This is a genomic window from Novosphingobium sp. P6W (assembly GCF_000876675.2).
GTDB lineage: Bacteria > Pseudomonadota > Alphaproteobacteria > Sphingomonadales > Sphingomonadaceae > Novosphingobium.
The window spans coordinates 1885577-1901876 of record NZ_CP030352.1; the positions used below are offsets into that span (position 1 = coordinate 1885577).

18 protein-coding genes and 3 pseudogenes are annotated in these 16300 nt (G+C 63.2%); 16 read left to right on the forward strand and 5 right to left on the reverse strand.

Going from position 1 to position 16300, the window contains the following annotated elements:
* Positions 1 to 29: 29 nt before the first annotated feature.
* Both TQ38_RS09165 and nhaA read right to left on the reverse strand, forming a co-directional pair.
* Positions 30 to 1835, reverse strand: coding sequence for an SLC13 family permease (locus tag TQ38_RS09165; RefSeq protein WP_043980180.1), 1806 nt, complete (start codon positions 1833 to 1835; stop codon positions 30 to 32).
* A 63-nt stretch (positions 1836 to 1898) separates the two neighbouring features.
* Positions 1899 to 3092: a Na+/H+ antiporter NhaA gene (gene nhaA / locus TQ38_RS09170; RefSeq protein WP_043980170.1), complete on the reverse strand. Its 1194-nt coding sequence runs from the start codon at positions 3090 to 3092 to the stop codon at positions 1899 to 1901.
* A gap of 119 nt (positions 3093 to 3211) precedes the next feature.
* On the opposite strand from nhaA, the gene TQ38_RS09175 reads away from it, so the two are divergent.
* The 8 genes from TQ38_RS09175 to TQ38_RS09210 all read left to right on the forward strand — a co-directional run bounded on the left by TQ38_RS09175 (position 3212) and on the right by TQ38_RS09210 (position 8940).
* Positions 3212 to 3730, forward strand: a complete 519-nt coding sequence (locus TQ38_RS09175) for a hypothetical protein (protein WP_162792235.1) — start codon at positions 3212 to 3214, stop codon at positions 3728 to 3730.
* Entirely contained in the window at positions 3730 to 4119 is a 390-nt protein-coding gene (locus TQ38_RS09180) for a hypothetical protein (protein ID WP_043980167.1), read from the forward strand. Before TQ38_RS09175 ends, TQ38_RS09180 begins: the two co-directional genes overlap by 1 nt.
* The gene (locus TQ38_RS09185; protein ID WP_240197843.1) at positions 4116 to 4682 is read left to right on the forward strand and encodes an RNA polymerase sigma factor; all 567 of its coding nucleotides are present in this window, start codon (positions 4116 to 4118) and stop codon (positions 4680 to 4682) included. Before TQ38_RS09180 ends, TQ38_RS09185 begins: the two co-directional genes overlap by 4 nt.
* A complete protein-coding gene (locus tag TQ38_RS09190; protein WP_052506016.1) occupies positions 4672 to 5088 on the forward strand; it encodes a hypothetical protein in 417 nt (138 codons plus the stop codon). The genes TQ38_RS09185 and TQ38_RS09190 overlap by 11 nt, the downstream gene beginning before the upstream one ends.
* Entirely contained in the window at positions 5085 to 5561 is a 477-nt protein-coding gene (locus TQ38_RS09195) for a periplasmic heavy metal sensor (protein WP_043980165.1), read from the forward strand. Before TQ38_RS09190 ends, TQ38_RS09195 begins: the two co-directional genes overlap by 4 nt.
* Positions 5558 to 6940: a DUF1800 family protein gene (locus tag TQ38_RS09200; protein WP_043980162.1), complete on the forward strand. Its 1383-nt coding sequence runs from the start codon at positions 5558 to 5560 to the stop codon at positions 6938 to 6940. Before TQ38_RS09195 ends, TQ38_RS09200 begins: the two co-directional genes overlap by 4 nt.
* A 2-nt stretch (positions 6941 to 6942) precedes the next feature.
* On the forward strand, positions 6943 to 8082 hold the full coding sequence (locus TQ38_RS09205) for a DUF1501 domain-containing protein (protein ID WP_043980160.1): 1140 nt from the start codon (positions 6943 to 6945) through the stop codon (positions 8080 to 8082).
* A 393-nt stretch (positions 8083 to 8475) separates the two neighbouring features.
* Positions 8476 to 8940, forward strand: coding sequence for a hypothetical protein (locus tag TQ38_RS09210; protein ID WP_043980159.1), 465 nt, complete (start codon positions 8476 to 8478; stop codon positions 8938 to 8940).
* Between the two features lie 163 nt (positions 8941 to 9103).
* Here the strand turns inward: TQ38_RS09210 and TQ38_RS09220 are convergent.
* Both TQ38_RS09220 and TQ38_RS30900 read right to left on the reverse strand, forming a co-directional pair.
* Positions 9104 to 10501: pseudogene (locus TQ38_RS09220) on the reverse strand (DUF1254 domain-containing protein).
* Positions 10383 to 10801 (reverse strand): annotated as a pseudogene (locus tag TQ38_RS30900) (integrase); the annotation flags it as partial. The pseudogenes TQ38_RS09220 and TQ38_RS30900, both read right to left, overlap by 119 nt.
* A 205-nt stretch (positions 10802 to 11006) precedes the next feature.
* Between TQ38_RS30900 and TQ38_RS09230 the strand changes: the two are divergent.
* The 8 genes and pseudogenes from TQ38_RS09230 to arsH all read left to right on the forward strand — a co-directional run bounded on the left by TQ38_RS09230 (position 11007) and on the right by arsH (position 15513).
* Positions 11007 to 11252, forward strand: a complete 246-nt coding sequence (locus TQ38_RS09230; RefSeq protein ID WP_043980176.1) for a type II toxin-antitoxin system ParD family antitoxin — start codon at positions 11007 to 11009, stop codon at positions 11250 to 11252.
* Between the two features lie 2 nt (positions 11253 to 11254).
* Positions 11255 to 11557, forward strand: coding sequence for a type II toxin-antitoxin system RelE/ParE family toxin (locus tag TQ38_RS09235; protein WP_043980155.1), 303 nt, complete (start codon positions 11255 to 11257; stop codon positions 11555 to 11557).
* A gap of 216 nt (positions 11558 to 11773) precedes the next feature.
* Positions 11774 to 12052: pseudogene (locus TQ38_RS09240) on the forward strand (IS110 family transposase); the annotation flags it as partial.
* Positions 12053 to 12244: 192 nt separating this feature from the next.
* The gene (locus TQ38_RS09245) at positions 12245 to 12652 is read left to right on the forward strand and encodes a phage integrase N-terminal SAM-like domain-containing protein (protein ID WP_255417942.1); all 408 of its coding nucleotides are present in this window, start codon (positions 12245 to 12247) and stop codon (positions 12650 to 12652) included.
* A 273-nt stretch (positions 12653 to 12925) separates the two neighbouring features.
* Entirely contained in the window at positions 12926 to 13255 is a 330-nt protein-coding gene (locus TQ38_RS09250) for a helix-turn-helix transcriptional regulator (protein ID WP_043980152.1), read from the forward strand.
* Between the two features lie 11 nt (positions 13256 to 13266).
* Positions 13267 to 13692 carry an arsenate reductase (glutaredoxin) gene (gene arsC / locus TQ38_RS09255; protein WP_043980149.1) on the forward strand — a complete coding sequence of 142 codons (426 nt, stop codon included), beginning with the start codon at positions 13267 to 13269 and terminating at the stop codon, positions 13690 to 13692.
* Between the two features lie 40 nt (positions 13693 to 13732).
* Positions 13733 to 14764 (forward strand): ACR3 family arsenite efflux transporter, encoded by a 1032-nt coding sequence (gene arsB / locus TQ38_RS09260; protein ID WP_205316105.1) that lies wholly within the window; start codon positions 13733 to 13735, stop codon positions 14762 to 14764.
* Positions 14761 to 15513: an arsenical resistance protein ArsH gene (gene arsH / locus TQ38_RS09265; RefSeq protein WP_043980142.1), complete on the forward strand. Its 753-nt coding sequence runs from the start codon at positions 14761 to 14763 to the stop codon at positions 15511 to 15513. Before arsB ends, arsH begins: the two co-directional genes overlap by 4 nt.
* 362 nt (positions 15514 to 15875) lie before the next feature.
* Here the strand turns inward: arsH and TQ38_RS09270 are convergent, their stop codons facing one another.
* Positions 15876 to 16196 (reverse strand): ParB N-terminal domain-containing protein, encoded by a 321-nt coding sequence (locus TQ38_RS09270; RefSeq protein ID WP_043980140.1) that lies wholly within the window; start codon positions 16194 to 16196, stop codon positions 15876 to 15878.
* Positions 16197 to 16300: the final 104 nt, after the last annotated feature.

Below are 16300 nucleotides of genomic sequence, written 5' to 3' on the forward strand. Positions count from 1 at the left end.
TCGTTGAGCGCCGCAGAAGATCTAGCGAATTAGGTAAGCACGTAAATCGCAGCGCACGTCGCCCCGCCGACGATGATGTTCATGGGCAGGCCGATCTTGACGAAATCGGCGAACCGGTAGTCGGCGGCGGCATAGACCATAGTGTTGGTCTGGTATCCGATCGGGGTCGCAAAGCTGGCGGAGGCAGCGAACATCACGGCGATCACCAGCGGGCGCGCATCGACGCCGCTTTGCCCGGCGATGCCGATCGCAATCGGGGTCATGATGACGGCGACCGCGTTGTTGGTGACCGTCTCGGTCAAGGCGGACGTAGCGGCGTAGAGGGCAATGATCAGCGCTAGAGGCGGTAGGCCGTTCATCCATGGCGAAAGGGTATCCACGATCAGCTTGACGCTGTCGGCTTTCTCGAGCCCGAGCCCGAATGCCAGCATCGCAAAGATCAGGACGATGACATTGCCGTCGATGGCCGCCCACGCCTCTTCGGCATCCAGACATCTCGTCGCGAGTACGATGGCCACGCCAAGCAGCGCGAGAGCGTACACTGGCATTACGTTGAACGCGGCGCCAAGTATTACAAGGGCCAGGGTCAGCGCGGCGATGGGCGCCCGGTGGCGGCGGTAGCGCCGCACCCCGCTGGTATCCTCGGCGATGAAGTTGGCATTTTCCCGCAGTTCCGAAGCTGCCTGGTCGTCTGCGGCGACCAGCAGGCTGTCGCCAGCTCGCAGGCGCGCGTTGGCGAGGTCCGGCCCGGCCAGATGGCGTGGGCGGCTGAGTCCGAGAACGCGCACGCCAAGGTTGGACAGGAAAGGTATCTCCCGCAACCGGCGACCGATTGCCGGATGGGTGGGCGCCAGAGTGATGCCGATCATTCTGACCGCTTCGTCGCGCTCGTCATGGGCAAGCCTGATCGAGCGGCCGACATTCTGTAGCCCGACCATGAAATCGTGCGACCGCGCCAGTGCATCAAGTTCGTGTGCGCTGGTGGCAACGATGATGCGGTCCGACGATAGAATTTGCTCGCTAGCCAATACGTTACGCAAGACCTGCGAACCACGCTTAATCCCGACGACCTTTACGGCGCCGCGCCGCAGAGCACCGAACTCGCTAAGTGGCCGGCCCGCCGCGCCGCGGAACGTCGGAAGAAGCTCAGTGATGTACTGGCGATCGCTATCCACATCGAGTTCGTCGTCAGGCCGGTTGGGCAGGAGTTTGGGCCCCAGCAGCAGAAGCGTGAGACCGCCGCTCAGGAGGGCGACCGCACCCACGGCGGTGATTTCGAAGATGCCGAAAGGCGCAAGACCGTTCTCCTGGGCAACACCGTCCACCAAAAGGTTGGTGGAGGTACCGACGAGGGTCAGCGTGCCGCTAAGTATCGCGAGGTAGGACAGCGGGATCAGCAACCGGGTCGCGGCGATGTGCACGGTGCGGCCCAGCTTCTTGACCAGCGGGATCAGGACCATGACGACCGGCGTGTTGTTGATGAACGCGGGCGCGAGCATGGCCGTGCCCATCAGTTCGGCCACCGTGCGTCGCGGCCGCTCCCGAGCGCGGGCTATCATGAGGCTGGCCAGTGCTTCGATCGCGCCCGTCCTGATCAAGGCGCCGGACAGGATGAAGAAGGCGGCGATCGTGATCGGCGCTGGATTGGAGAAGACGGTGAGAACGTCCGCTGGGGCCAGGATTCCGGTGCCGAGCATCAGTGCGGCGCCGATCAGGGCGATCACGACGGGAGGGAAACGCTCGAGCGCGAAGGACGCGAACAGCAGCACGACCATGATCAGGCCGACAAACGGTTTGGCGACGTGCCAGAAAGACGTCAAAGCGTCGGGGGACATCTCGGCTCCTTGATAAGCGTTGGGCGAGATCAACGCACGATCTGCGAGCGCGGCTTCAGGCCATCACCATGTCCTTGCCGCGGCGTTAGACTTTTCCCGGTCCGCCAAGCGCAATACGGCATAGCCCAGAAGCCCCGAGAGCAGGGAGCCTGCCAGGATCCCGATCTTTGCCTCGGACTGGAGGATGATGTCCCCCGGAAAAGCAAGAAGCGCAATGAAAAGGCTCATCGTGAAGCCGATCCCGCATAGCAAGGCGACGCCGAACATCTGCATGCGGCTCGCATGGGCAGGTGCATCCGCCAGCCCGAACCGAACCGCAAGCAAAGACATCCCGAAGACGCCCACCGGCTTGCCAAGCAGCAGGCCGAGCGCCACGCCAAGCGTTACCGGCGCGGCCAGCGCCTCGGCGGGCAACTGCAGCACGGGTACGCCGGCATTGGCGAGCGCAAAGAGTGGCACGATCAGGAAGCCGACCGGCAGGTGGAGGAAATGCTCGAGCCGGTGAAGCGGGCTGGTCGCGTCGACGTCGGACCGGCTCGGCGTAATCTCCATCGGGATCGTCAGCGCGAGCACGACGCCCGCCAAGGTCGCGTGGATGCCGGAGCGGAACACGAATACCCAAAGCAGCGCGCCCAGCAGGAGGTAGGGCGTCAGGCTCCTCACTCGGAAGCGATTGAGCGCGACGAGCACCGCCACCACTCCTCCCGCGCAGGCAAGGTCCACCACCGAAAGATCGGCAGTATAGAACACTGCGATGATGATCACCGCGCCCAGATCGTCGATGATGGCAAGTGCAGCCAGGAAGATGCGTAGGGACGCCGGAACTCTGTTCCCCAACAGTGAGATGACCCCTAGCGCAAAAGCGATGTCGGTGGCGGCCGGGATCGCCCATCCGCGCGCCGTCTGCCCGGTATTGAAGGCATAGAACAGCAGCGCCGGCACCGCCATTCCTCCTGCGGCGGCAATCCCGGGCAGTATCCGACGCGACCACGTGGACAACTGGCCGTCGAGCATCTCGCGCTTGATCTCCAGCCCGACCAGCAGGAAGAAAACTGCCATCAGGGCATCGTTGATCCAGTGGGCCAGCGAAAGCGGCCCCAGATAGACGCGCAGAACCGCGTCGTATGTGCTCGCGAGCGGAGAGTTGGCGAGCACTAGCGCCACTGCTGCCGTAGCCATGAGAACAAGACCGGCGGAAGACTGGCTGTGCAAAAAGCGACGGATTGCGCTGATACGTATGCGTGGGGTGATGGCCATTGGTGCTCCGGGCGAAGTTCATCATGCGCTGGCGGCCCGACCAACGCTACGATACCTGCCCGCCTCTGAAAACGAACACCCGAAGCTGCCTATCGCATTGGAGTGAGCATGCGGCAACCTTGAAGGATCATTCCGAGATGCGCCCGATGCCGGTCGAAAAACGCCGGATTTCGCGACCGTTGTGTGGGATTGTGAAAACGCCGGTCGACCCCGCGAACCGGATTTTTGAAGATCGAAGCGACGGGTTTTCGATTTTCCTGCGTTCAAAAGTCGTCGCGCAGCAGCGCGGTATGTTCGATCAACCCTCACGAGGTGAAGTCATGAACGTCAAGAAGCTTTCGACAAGCATGGTCGCGGCCCTGATGGCCGCGACCATGATCGTCACTCCGGCGATGGCAGGGGTCAACGGACGGCAGGCGAACCAGCAGCATCGTATCGCGCAAGGGTGGCGCTCGGGCGAGTTGACCGGGCGTGAGACGGCACGACTGGAGCGCCAGCAGCATCGCATCCACCGCACCGAAAATCGCATGCGCGCGACCGGCGGGATGAACCCGCGCGAGCGTGCTCGCCTGCACGCCCGTCAGGATCGAGCAAGCGCCAACATCCGCCATCAAAAGTATGACGGGTGGCGCCACTGATGCGCCGCCTCGCTATCCTTGCCCTCCCGGGCGCGCTGCTTCATGTCGCAGCTCTGGCCGCTCCCGCGCCCGCCAAGGCCGAAGGCATTGGCAAGGTCGAGTTCCAGACCGCGCTGCGCGGCCGGATGATGCGGGCGGATACGGACGGTGACGGCCGTGTCAGCGCCGTTGAATGGTCCGCCGCCGCCAAGGCGCGGGGCAGGGGAGCAATGGCGGATCGCGCCTTCGCGCGAATGGACGCGGACGGCAGCGCCTTCCTTGAAGCCACGGAACTGGATGCGCTGGCGGCGAAGCGGTTCGACCGGCAGGATGCCAACCACGACGGTCGCCTGTCGGCCGACGAGCGCAAGGCGATGATGGATGCCATGCGGGAGAAGGCTGGCGATTGAGCGGGATCGGGGACAGCCACGATCCGGATGCGGAACTCGTCCGGCGCGTCGGGCAAGGCGATGCGGCAGCGGCGCGGCGCATGGTCGCGGCCAAGCTGCCCCGCCTGCTCGCGCTGGGGACCCGCATCTTGGGCGATGTGGCTGGGGCGGAGGAGATCGCGCAGGAAAGCCTGCTGCGATCATGGCGGCAGGCGCCGGGCTGGCGCTTCGGTGCAGCGCGGTTCGATACCTGGCTCCATCAGGTGGCGCTCAACTTGTGCCGCGACCGGCTGCGCAAGCGGCGGCGCGAGACGCTGACCCCGGAGCCGCCCGAGCGTATCGACCCGGCACCGCTGCAGGATCAGGCGCTGGCGAGCATAGACGAAAACCGGCGCATCGAACGCGCGCTGCAGGCGCTGCCGCCGCGCCAGCGCGAGGCGATCGTGCTGCAGTATTATCAGGAACTCTCGAATGCGGATGCGGCGGCCTTGATGGAGATCAGCGTGGAAGCCCTGGAAAGCCTGCTGTCGCGCGCCCGCCGCGCCTTGCGCGAACTCTTACTGGAAACGGACGATGACGCCTGAACGTCTGTCACGCATATTGACCGCCTACGGCTCCAGCCCCGAGCGCTGGCCCGGCGATGAGCGGGAGGCGGCCACGCGGCTGCTGGCGCAGGTTCCTGATGCGCAAGCTCGCGCGCGTGGGGAGCAGGCGCTTGATGCCCTGCTGGCGCGACATCGCGTCCCCGCCCCTCACGCAGCGCTGGTCGGGCGGACGCTGGCGGCATTCGCGCCGGTTTCCGGGCTTTCGGTTCTGCGCAGCTGGTGGGCGCGGCTGGCCCTGGCGGGCGCGGCGATCGCTGGCATTGCGGCAGGCGTGCTGACGCTCGACGTGCAGCATGGACGTGAGGCGAACCGGCAGATGCTGGCCTTATCCGAGGATCAGGACACGATCTTCGCATCGCTGGATACCGGCGAGGTCACGCCATGAAAGGGCGCGGTTTCCAGATCCTGCTGGTCTGCTCGCTGGTCCTCAACGTGTTCATGATCGGCGGGCTGGTCGGCGCCGGGGTCATGTGGGAGCGCGCCGAGGTGCAGCCTCCGGTGAACGGCCTGGGCCGCGCCGGGCGCCTGCGCATGGCGGCCCAGGACCTGCCTCAACCCTATCGCCGAGACCTGCGCCGCACGGTGGCGGAAACCATGCGCACGCTCAAGCTCCAGCTCGGCGAGGGGCGCGCGGCCCGGCGGGAGGCGGCCCGGCTTCTTGCACAGCCCACGCTCGACCAGGCTGCGCTGGATGCCACGCTGGCGCGAGGCCGCGCCGCGGACAGCGCCGTACGCACCCGCTTGGAGGCAAGCATCGCCGGTTTCGCTGCCGGATTGCCGCAGCAAGAGCGCTTGCGGCTGCTCGAAGCTTTGACACGCCAGCAGCCGCGATCGCCCGGACAGGAGAAGCGGCCATGACCATTGCCATCGCACTTAACCGCTTTGGACTCGGCGCACGTCCCGACGAGACCTTGTCGCGCGACCCGAAGGGCTTCTTGCTCGACCAATTCGGCCGTTACGAGGCACGCCCTCCGGCCTGGGCGAGCTTGCCGGGCAGCCACGCGATCGCGGCCGACTATATCGCCGAGCGGCAGGAGGTGCGATCGACGCAGGGCGACGCCAAGCGACGTGCCCGCATGGACCTGCGCAAGGATGGCCGCGATCTCCTGCGCGTTGCCGCGAATGCCCGGGCGGTCAGCGCGTTGACGACGCCGACCCCATTCGTCGAGCGGCTGGTGCATTTCTGGTCGAACCATTTCGCGATCTCGGCTGACAAGCAGACGGTGATCCCCTTCGCTGGCGCATTCGAGGCCGAGGCGATCCGTCCGCACGTGCTGGGCCGGTTCGAGGATATGCTGCTGGCGGTAGAGCGGCATCCGGCGATGCAACTCTTTCTGGATCAGGCGCAATCGGTTGGCCCCGGCAGCGCGTTCGCGCGCCGTGCGACTCGCCGCGATCCGAAGAAGGCGCCCGGCCTCAACGAGAACCTCGCGCGCGAGATCATGGAGCTTCACACTCTGGGCGCCCGTGCCGGATACACCCAGGCCGACGTAACCGAGTTCGCCCGTGCTCTCACGGGATGGAGCACCGCCGGGCTGGGCCGGGGCGGCAAGGTGCGCGCGGGTGCCGGGGATCCGGGCAGCTTCGTGTTCAGGCCAATGCTGCACGAACCCGGGACGCGCACGATCATGGGCCGCAGTTACGCTCAGCAAGGCGAGGGGCAGGCACTGGCGATCCTTGGCGCACTTGCCGCCGCGCCCTCCACGGCCGATCACATTGCGACGAAGCTGGCGCGGCATTTCGTTGCGGACGAACCGCCACCTGCATTGGTCGCCCGTCTCTCCGCTGCGTTTCGCGAAAGCAGTGGCGATTTGCCGGCCGTCTATCGCGCGCTGGTGGTAGCGCCTGAAAGCTGGGCGCCCGCCTCAGCCAAGTTCAAGACGCCGTGGGAATGGCTGATCTCCTCGATGCGCGGCCTGGGTATGAGTGATGCCAACGAGATTCAGGTCGCGGGCGTTATGCTGCAACTGGGGCAGCCGGTGTGGCGCCCCGGATCGCCCGCCGGGTTCGACGACGTGGCGGCCAGTTGGGCGGCACCCGATGCGCTCCTGCGCCGCGTCGAAATGGCGCAGCGCTTGGCGGCTCGCGCAACTGGAGCAATTGATCCACGCGAACTGGCGCCAAAACTTCTGCCCGGAAACCTGGCCCCCGCGACGGCGCAAGCGATCGCGCGGGCGGAAAGCCTGCCGACCGGCCTGGCGCTGCTGCTGGTATCGCCAGAATTCCTGAGGAGGTGATCATGACGTATTCGCGCCGCCATGCCTTGCGCAACATCGCCGCCGTCGGAGCGGGTGCTCTCTTCTGCCCCCGGATGGCCTTTGCAGCCGTGCCGGGAGACCGGCGTTTCGTCTTCGTGATCCAGCGCGGCGCGGCGGATGGGCTGAACATCGTCGTGCCCCATGGCGATCCCGGCTATGCGGCGGCGCGGGGCGCTCTGGCCATAGACCCGGCAAATATGATCAAGCTCGATGGCATGTTCGGGCTTCATCCGGCGCTGAAGGAAACCGGCAGGATGTACGCCGACGGGCAGGCGCTGGCGCTCCACGCCGTCGCCTCGTCCTATCGCGAGCGGTCGCATTTCGATGGGCAGAATGTGCTGGAGACAGGCGGTAATCGCCCCTACGCGATCAAGGACGGGTGGATGAACCGCCTTGTCAGCCGCATGCCGGGCACCCATGCCGAGCCGATCGCGTTCGCTCCGATCGTGCCGCTCGCTTTGCGCGGCGCGGCGCCAGTTACCTCCTATGCCTCGTCGAGCCTCCCGCGCGCGACCGACGACCTGATGGCGCGGGTGGAGGGCCTTTATGCGGGCGATGCTGCGCTCCACGCCCTGTGGTCCGCCGCGATGGCGACGCGCGCGCAGGCGGGCGAGGATGCCGGTGGGCAGGACCCGGCCGCGCTGGGGCGCCTGGCCGCGGGGTTTCTTGCCCGGCCCGATGGCCCGCGCGTGGCGATGATCGAAACCGGCGGCTGGGATACACACAGCGGCCAGGGCGGGCGAATGGCGACGCAACTCAAGCGGCTGGATGCGATGCTCGCCGCCCTTCGCGACGGCATGGGGACTGTTTGGAGCGAAACCATCGTGCTGGTGGCCACCGAGTTCGGGCGGACTGTGGCGGCTAATGGAACCGGCGGTACGGACCATGGCACGGCCTCCGCCACGCTGCTGGTTGGCGGTGCGGTGCAGGGCAGGAAAGTGCTGGCGGACTGGCCGGGGCTGTCACCCGGCGCGCTGCACGAAGGACGGGACTTGCGCCCGACTATGTCGCTGGAGGTCGTTATCGGCAATGTGCTCGCGCAAAGCTACGGCATTGATCCGGGCAAGCTCTTCTCGGCTACTCAGCCGATAGAGCACATCGGTGGTCTGTTGAGGAGCTGAGCCGAAACGCCGGAGTAGCAAAAATTATAAGCTCAGATTTATCGTGGAGCGACGCCATTGCATTCGCGAATCTGCAAAAATCTACATGCATATGACAAAGTAAAAATCACAGACGTGGTTCGGGCGTGTTTGCCCATTAAACCCGAATAGCCGACATACGCAGCGAAGATCTGAGCAGCAAATGGGTCCCATTTAAAGGCGATAAACGAAGGGCCGGAATCGGGCACCTCATTTCGGCTCGCGAACTTCCATTATCAGGGCGCGAGCCGACTATCCAGAAGTTTGGATCATAGGGGTGGGAACCTACATTTCGCTCAATGATCACGGCGCTACTCCCGGAACGGCTCGGCGATCATCGCGTTTAATCCTGACGTATTTTAACAGGAGGATAGGATGGCAGATGTCCCACAACGAAATGACCAACATTATGCACTGAAGGTTTTCTTCGGTAAATGGTCAGCTCATGGAACGTCGTTTGGAGGCACCGGCCAGACAGGCGACGATCCGAAGGGAAATGGGCAGCCTTGGGTCAGCACCCATGAGGCTTCGTGGCATACGGGCAGGTTCTTCATACTGCAGGACGAGCGAGCGGACATCGCGGGCCACCGCTTCGATACGTACAGTATTCTCGGCGTGGATGATGACGGCTCATACTTTTCGCGTAGCGTGGAGAACCACGGCTTTTATCGCGACTACAAGGTGACCCGAGAGGGCGATCGCTGGAGGTTCAATGGTGTGACTGAACGAGCGACCGTGAATTTTGAGAACGAGGGCAAACGTCAGGTATGGACGTGGGAATGGAAGCCGGGAAACGATTGGCTTCCCCTCTGCGACCGGGTTGCGGACAAGGTCTTCTGACGAACGAGGCTCTGCTTGCGACCATGATAATTGAGACCCGCAATGTCCGTAATGAGGGCGGAAATCCTAAACGGGTCATGGCGTAGAGGCAGGTCGCGACCAAACCACGACGTTCAGGCCTCATCTCCGGAGTGGCTGCGTCCGCCATAGGCTGCCATTTCCGTCAACGGGGCTGCGGTACAATAGCAGGCGGCTTCCATCGCCCAGTCTGGATCGATTCGCCAGGTCCATACAAGCGCATCATGAGATAGAACGGCGCCTCCGGGGATGGAAGCCACACGACGTCTGGATCCTGTGGCCTGGTGCGCGAGACGACGATGTCCCGCAGAGATCCGTCAGGCTTGGTGATCCCCGGGGTGCGATTGCCGACCGAATACCGTCTCAACGCGTTTGCCGTCATCGCCCCTCTGTCGTCTTATAGCGTGATCGACCAAAATGCGCGGACAGGTGGCGGTGCCTTCATGGCAAGATGGTAGGATCGATGGCCGTCGAGTGCGGAGCCGTCCTCGGCAGTGCGTGCGATGGGGTAGATCGCCTCTTCGGGCAAGGTCACGAAGATCTGGTCTTTTGATACCGTCGCCCTCAGGAGCCAGTCCGAACCAAAACGGGCGCCCGCAAGGTTGACGCTCCATCCACCGACTTGGGTCCCGAACGCACTTGCGGCATGCGAGACGATGACCGATCCGTCTGCCATCGCGCGATCTGCCCGCTGATCGTCATCGGTGGTCCATGCTGCGGCTTGGGCCTTTTGCAGGAGAGGCTGGAGGCGATTGGCGATAGCCTGATCCTGCGGCGAGAGCTTCATGTCGGCCAAAGCAACGGCAAGCTGCTGCAAGAATGCCCGTCCGCTCGTGCCTGCCGGAAACTGGCGTTGCTTCGGCGGTGACCCAACGGGGATGGTGCGGCCATCGACGAATCGCTCCACCTTAATGGCATCCTGCAATGCTCGAACCTTCGGAAGATCATGCGCGGACTCGACAAGCGTGCGTCCCCAAAGATGCAAGTATCGGTCAGGACTGACGATCTCGATCATTCCGGCGGGAACCGGACCGGTGTAGCTGGCCGCTCGAATGAAGAGCGGCGGCAGCTTGCCACCATGCGTGCGGCTGCCGAGCGACGCGCTCGTTGCACTGTCGGGATGCGCGACGGAGAACGTATAGTACCGATCCGCGAAGTCGGGCGTCGTAACGATGAACGGGCCCGTGGTCACGTCAAAAGTGGCGTTGCTGTAGAGGGTGTCGTTGTTCGGTCCGACGCCGGACTTGCTGTCAGGGTCGGCCAGAATCCGGCCATGACCGAAGCGGTTCAATGCTGCTCCGGCTACGGCCGGCGCGCGGGGTGCCGTCGGATTCGCAGGTTGAGTGAAGAACAACCGGATTTTCGCCGCGTCGACGATCGGCTTGCCCCAGACGAAAGCCATGACCGTGAGACTATAGTCATCGCATGCGGCAGTACTGGCGGGTACTGAGGTGACCATTGTGATCAACTCGGCTTGGAAAGACATAATCGTCCACATTACCACCCCGCCGTTCGAGCCACGCCAGCAGGCTAGCCCAGGCATCAGGGAGGAGTTCAAATTGCACAGGCGGCCCCGTTTTCTGCTGCATCACAATTGCCCGCGTTCGGACCTGCCCGCCATTGACGACATCGCCAATTTTCATGCGACCAAGGTCGCAACCGCGCAGCTTGTTGTCGATTGCAAGGTCGAACAGCGCCCGATCCCTGAGGCGGCGGCGCTGATTGAGGTAAAAGCGGATCTCCCAGATTTGCTTTGGGTTCAGCGCCCGCTTGGCACCGACCGCGCGCCCAGCGTTCCAGACCGGGTGCTTGGGGATGCATTCAACGTTTCAGACATTTCCATGATCATTCTCCAGTTGGCCAAAATCGGCCATTCCGAGGAACGGCTGCAGGCCTTCGGGGAAAATTAGTGAGGCTTGGAGCAAGCTGCGCTTCGGGAAGCGTAGAAGGCGTCGGCTGCGCAATTGGCCACTCTTCGCGGGAGCAGGCCAAGGGCGAATTGACAACCTTTGGCAATCTTTGCTATTTTCCTAGCCTTGGAGATTGCCGTGGCCACGATGAACATCTCACTGCCCGATCCGATGAAGCAATGGGTCGAAGCGCAAGCTGACACTGGTCGGTATAGCAATGCCAGCGACTATGTGCGCGATCTCATCCGCCGTGACCAAGAACGCGCCGACAAAGTCGCGGTCATGCAGCGCTTTGTCGATGAGGCCCGCGCCAGCGGTTTGAGCGACGAGACGATGGCGGACATCCGGACGCGAGCGATCAGCCAGGCTGGCTTGCAAGCCTGACCGTGCCTCGCTTCCGCTTAACGCGCGCCGCAGCCGACGATCTGACAACCATCTTTCTCGAAGGCATCGAGCAGTTCGGACTACCTCAAGTCGATACCTATCACGAAGGGCTGAGCGCGATATTCGCGTTTCTTGCCGAGTATCCTCAGGCTGCTCGATTGCGGGAGGAAATATCGCCTCCTGTCCGCGTGCATCCCTACAAGGCACATCTGGTGATTTATGACGTGGGAGATGAGGACGAGGTCATCATTCTGCGTGTCCGGCATGGTAGGGAAGATTGGATATCCTCGAACTACGACGGCTAGCCATGGCAAGGTACGTGCTTGCGGCCAATACGCAGAGATCCCCACCCTACTTGGCATTTCTGCTGCCGACCAACGCACGAACGAACATGACGTAATCGCGGGAACGCCGGCCGTTGGCCAGATGCACGGGATTACTGGAAGGTTGGTTGCCCCCCGATAAGATGAAGAACGGGCTCACGATTTTGGACCGGGCCCAGCATCATATGGAGGACAACCGTGGATCAGCATATAGGACTCGACGTCTCCCTGAAAGACACTTCAGTATCGGTTCGTCAGGACGGCAAGCGCATTTGGCGTGGCAAGTGTGCATCCGACCCGAAGCTTCTCGCAGAAGTGATCCGAAAGCGCGCACCGAATGCAAAGCGCGTGGTATTTGAGACCGGACCTTTGTCGGTATGGTTTTTCCATGCCCTCACTGCGGAAGGTCTGCCGGCGATTTGTATAGATGTACCCGGCATACGCTTGGCAACAGTTATGAATGAACGAACGAATGATTTGGCTGGCTTGACAGAGGGGCGATTAGACGACCCGCTCCGAGGGAGGGTCGCTTGGGGTGACGTAGTGTAGTATTTGTGAGGCTTTCGGCGGGGCGGCGTCGCCCGCCGACTGTGGAGTTCCTTCAACCGAGAGGAACTTACCATAGATGCTATCACGACCGCTGCGCCGACCCATTCGCTGCGTGAGCGGATGCTGCAGGACATGACGATGCGTGGCTTCGGGGCGCACACGCAGAAGGACTATATCCGACATGTCCGGAACTTCGCCGCGTTTCTCGGCCGCCCCCCGGACACGGCCACGGTGGAAGACCTCCGGCGTTTTCAGGTTGACCAGCACGAGCGCGCCGTTGGTTCAGCCACGATCAATGGCGCGGTATCGGCACTGCGGTTCTTCTTCGGGATAACCCTCGGGCGGCCGGAGATGGCGCTAGCGCTGGTCGTCGTTCGCTTCACACCCAAGCTGCGGGTGGTTTTGAGCGTCGAGGAGACAGCGCGGCTGCTCGAGGCTGCGCCAGGCATCAAGTACAAGGCGGCCCTCAGCGTGGCCTATGGCGCGGGCCTGCTGCTAGCAACCTCTGGAATGATGCAGAGAGTTTAGCACAACTCTGTAGCCGCAAGTGATCTTCTACGCCAACTTGGGATCAGACCGATCGCCAGGCACGACCGCACCCGGCTGAAGCCGCCGTTTATGTGCGGTGCCTTGATTGGCTGCTACGCCCGGCCCCGCCCATCTCGATCGAACCCTGTTGTTTTTTCGGGGTAGCCCCGACCCCGAAAAAGGCATTGCTGTTACGGGCGTGACCCGGCAGCATGAAATCGGGAATACCCGATATGTATTGACGAATCCCATTACATCGGTAATTTCCGCTGCATGAAGACCGACGCCGCTTTGGCTGCCTTAGCAGCTCTCGCCCATCCTACTCGCCTGGATGCCTTCCGGCTGCTCGTCCGGCATGAGCCCGAGGGGTTGCCGACCGGCGCGCTGGTCGAGGCCAGCGGCCTCACCCAAAGCACCTTCTCCACGCACCTCGCCGTTTTGGCCAGGGCCGGCCTTGTTACTTCCGAGAAGCGGGGGCGGCAGCAGATCCAGCGCGCGAGCGTGTCGTCTCTGGTCGCCTTGATGACGTTCCTCGCCAAGGACTGCTGCGGCGGCCGCGCCGATTTATGCGAGCCGCTACTCGCCGAGCTTACCTGCTGCTGAAGGACACGCCCATGACCGACATCGTCATCTATCACAATCCTGCCTGCGGAACGTCGCGTAACGTGCTCGAACTGATCCGCAATTCGGGCGTCGAACCGCATGTCATCGAATACCTCAAGACACCGCCGAGCCGCGCGCTGCTGGTTGAGATGATCGACCGTGCACACATGACGCCCCGCGATCTGCTGCGCGAGAAGGGCACGCCGTATGCCGATCTCGGTCTTGGCAACACGGCGCTCACGGACGATGCGCTTGTCGATGCGATGATGGCGCACCCCGTGCTCATCAACCGCCCACTAGTGGTGACGCCGTTCGGCGTGAAGCTGTGCCGCCCGTCCGAGGCCGTGCTCGACATCCTGCCTGGCGCGCAGCGCGGCGCCTTCGCCAAGGAAGACGGCGAGCAGGTAATCGACGCATCCGGCAACCGGGTCCGCTGACATGGCCAGCGCCGGGATAGACGCGCCGGACAGACCACCTATGGGGCTGTTCGAGCGCTGGCTGACATTGTGGGTGGCGCTTTGCATTGTCGCCGGGATCGCGCTGGGGCAGGCCGTGCCCGGCGTGTTCGCGACCATCGCCTCTGCTGAGGTGGCCCAGGTCAATCTCGTGGTTGCGGGGCTGATCTGGCTGATGATCGTTCCCATGCTCCTGAAGATCGACTTCGGGGCACTCGGCTCGGTACGGCAGCACTGGAAGGGCGTGATCGTGACCCTAGTGGTGAACTGGGGGGTGAAGCCGTTTTCGATGGCGCTGCTCGGGACGCTGTTCCTTGGCTGGCTTTTTCTGCCGCTGCTGCCGGTCGGCGAGGCACCGTCCTATATCGCCGGACTGATCCTGCTTGCCGCTGCGCCCTGCACCGCGATGGTCTTCGTCTGGTCGAACCTGTGCGATGGCGATCCGACCTACACGCTCAGCCAAGTGGCGCTGAACGACGTGCTGATGGTCTTCCTGTTCGCGCCGCTTGTTGCCCTCCTGCTCGGCGTTGCGTCAGTGACTGTGCCGTGGGCCACGCTGCTGATCTCGGTCGGCCTCTATATCGTCGTGCCGGTGGTCGCGGCGCAAACGGTCAGGGGTGCCGTCCTCGCTACCGGCGGTCAGCTGGCGCTAGACCGGTTGCTATCCGTGCTCGGCCCTATCTCACTGGTGGCGCTCCTCGGCACGCTGGTGCTGCTGTTCGGCTTCCAGGGCGAGCAGATCGTCGCGCAGCCGCTGGTGATTGCGCTGATCGCCGTACCAATCGTGGTCCAGGTCTACTTCAACGCCGGCGTCGCCTATCTGCTGTCCCGCCAGCTTGGCGTCGCATGGTGCGTGGCCGCACCTGCCGCCCTGATCGGTGCCTCCAACTTCTTCGAACTCGCGGTTGCCGCCGCCATCAGCCTGTTCGGCCTCAAGTCCGGCGCTGCGCTCGCCACCGTAGTGGGCGTGCTGGTCGAGGTTCCCGTCATGCTTTCGGTCGTGTCGATCGTGAAGCGGACGCGGCGCTGGTATGAAAGAGAGAACGTCTCATGAGCCGCCTTCGCGTCCTGTCCGATCCCCAGTATCTGCCCGCGCTCGACCGATCCTTCGTCATCGATCGACCCGCGCTAGGCCTAGGTGCCGATCAACCGCCACCCCGCATTCTGCTGCTTTACGGCAGCTTGCGCGAGCGGTCCTTTTCGCGGTTCTGTGTCGAGGAGGCGGCCCGGCTGCTCCAGTTGTTCGGCGCAGAGACCCGCATTTTCGACCCGTCTGATCTGCCGCTTCCCGATCAGGTTGCTGGTGACGATCACCCCGCTGTGCACGAACTGCGCGAGTTGTCGATGTGGAGTGAGGGCCATGTCTGGTGCAGTCCCGAGCGGCACGGCCAGATCACCGGCGTCATGAAGACGCAGATAGATCATCTGCCCCTGTCGATGGGTGGTATGCGCCCCACGCAGGGCCGCACACTCGCGGTCATGCAGGTGTCGGCTGGATCGCAGTCGTTCAACAGCATCAATACGTTGCGCGTCCTGGGACGCTGGATGCGAATGGTCACCATCCCGAACCAGTCTTCGGTCGCCATGGCCTATAAGGAATTCGACGACAACGGCCGGATGCGAGCGTCGAGCTATTACGATCGGATCGTCGATGTCATGGAGGAACTTGTACGGTTCACCGTGCTGATGCGGCCTCACGCCACCCAGCTTGTCGACCGTTATTCCGAGCGCAAGGAGCGTGGTGCGGGAGCGAGCGGGGAAGACCATGCCGCTGCCGCAATTGGATCCGTAGGGCCAACCTGACAGGACAAAAGCCTTCGAAGATGAAAGCCAGTCATCCAGCGAATCGCCGGCGCACCCAAAACCCGTCGTTCATGGCTGTACCGGTAAATGGTGGGTGTGTCCCAAATTCGGCCGGTTATTGGCGTGGTACAATAGTGCTCCTTATTGTCTATCAACCAAAAAGCGCGCGCTTTTGAGTAGGTGAGGGCGTCATTTATAATGCGCTTTGAAGTCCGCCATTTGAACGGATGGAAGTGAGTGTGGGACCCAGTGTGGGACTGAGGGAGCGAATATAAAAAGATTCAATAAAAACAGTTGTATAATTCGGTTGTTCGAATCCCACCCTCTCGTCCCCTAATCGAAAGACACTCTGGAAACATGACCTAAGGGGGCGAGTCGGGCGATGTTTTCCAGAAGCGAGGCCTCAGCGCGGCGGCGTCATCGCCGGGATCGATGATCGCGGCGGGCAGCGGATCGGTCCCGCCATTCTCCTGCGCGACGAGCGCGGCGGAGGTGTAGCGGCGCAGCCCAGCGACGATCTCGTAAAGGTCGCCTGCGGGTGCGGGCCGCACGATCAGCGGCACCAGCACGCCGCGCGCCCGGATCGAGGGCAGGATGTCGGTAACAACGGGCGCCTTGCCCCGCGCGCGCATGTTGATCCTGCTGACGGTGAGCTTGTCCAGGGGTAGAAAATCGAGTTTCATGACAGGTACTCCATGGGAGGGCCGGTTCCGGTGGTTGTGGAAGGACGAGCGGGACCGGCGGGAAAGCGGCGGAAACGCGCCGCGCTTCAGCGTAACCGCTGATC

Bases quoted from the DNA above. Each gene is read 5' to 3' on its own strand.
- TQ38_RS09165 (WP_043980180.1), bottom strand. From the start codon at position 1,835: ATGTCCCCCGACGCTTTGACGTCTTTCTGGCACGTCGCCAAACCGTTT.
- nhaA (WP_043980170.1), bottom strand. From the start codon at position 3,092: ATGGCCATCACCCCACGCATACGTATCAGCGCAATCCGTCGCTTTTTG.
- TQ38_RS09180 (WP_043980167.1), top strand. From the start codon at position 3,730: ATGCGCCGCCTCGCTATCCTTGCCCTCCCGGGCGCGCTGCTTCATGTC.
- TQ38_RS09190 (WP_052506016.1), top strand. From the start codon at position 4,672: ATGACGCCTGAACGTCTGTCACGCATATTGACCGCCTACGGCTCCAGC.
- TQ38_RS09195 (WP_043980165.1), top strand. From the start codon at position 5,085: ATGAAAGGGCGCGGTTTCCAGATCCTGCTGGTCTGCTCGCTGGTCCTC.
- TQ38_RS09200 (WP_043980162.1), top strand. From the start codon at position 5,558: ATGACCATTGCCATCGCACTTAACCGCTTTGGACTCGGCGCACGTCCC.
- TQ38_RS09205 (WP_043980160.1), top strand. From the start codon at position 6,943: ATGACGTATTCGCGCCGCCATGCCTTGCGCAACATCGCCGCCGTCGGA.
- TQ38_RS09210 (WP_043980159.1), top strand. From the start codon at position 8,476: ATGGCAGATGTCCCACAACGAAATGACCAACATTATGCACTGAAGGTT.
- TQ38_RS09245 (WP_255417942.1), top strand. From the start codon at position 12,245: ATGCTGCAGGACATGACGATGCGTGGCTTCGGGGCGCACACGCAGAAG.
- TQ38_RS09250 (WP_043980152.1), top strand. From the start codon at position 12,926: ATGAAGACCGACGCCGCTTTGGCTGCCTTAGCAGCTCTCGCCCATCCT.
- arsC (WP_043980149.1), top strand. From the start codon at position 13,267: ATGACCGACATCGTCATCTATCACAATCCTGCCTGCGGAACGTCGCGT.
- arsB (WP_205316105.1), top strand. From the start codon at position 13,733: ATGGGGCTGTTCGAGCGCTGGCTGACATTGTGGGTGGCGCTTTGCATT.
- arsH (WP_043980142.1), top strand. From the start codon at position 14,761: ATGAGCCGCCTTCGCGTCCTGTCCGATCCCCAGTATCTGCCCGCGCTC.
- TQ38_RS09270 (WP_043980140.1), bottom strand. From the start codon at position 16,196: ATGAAACTCGATTTTCTACCCCTGGACAAGCTCACCGTCAGCAGGATC.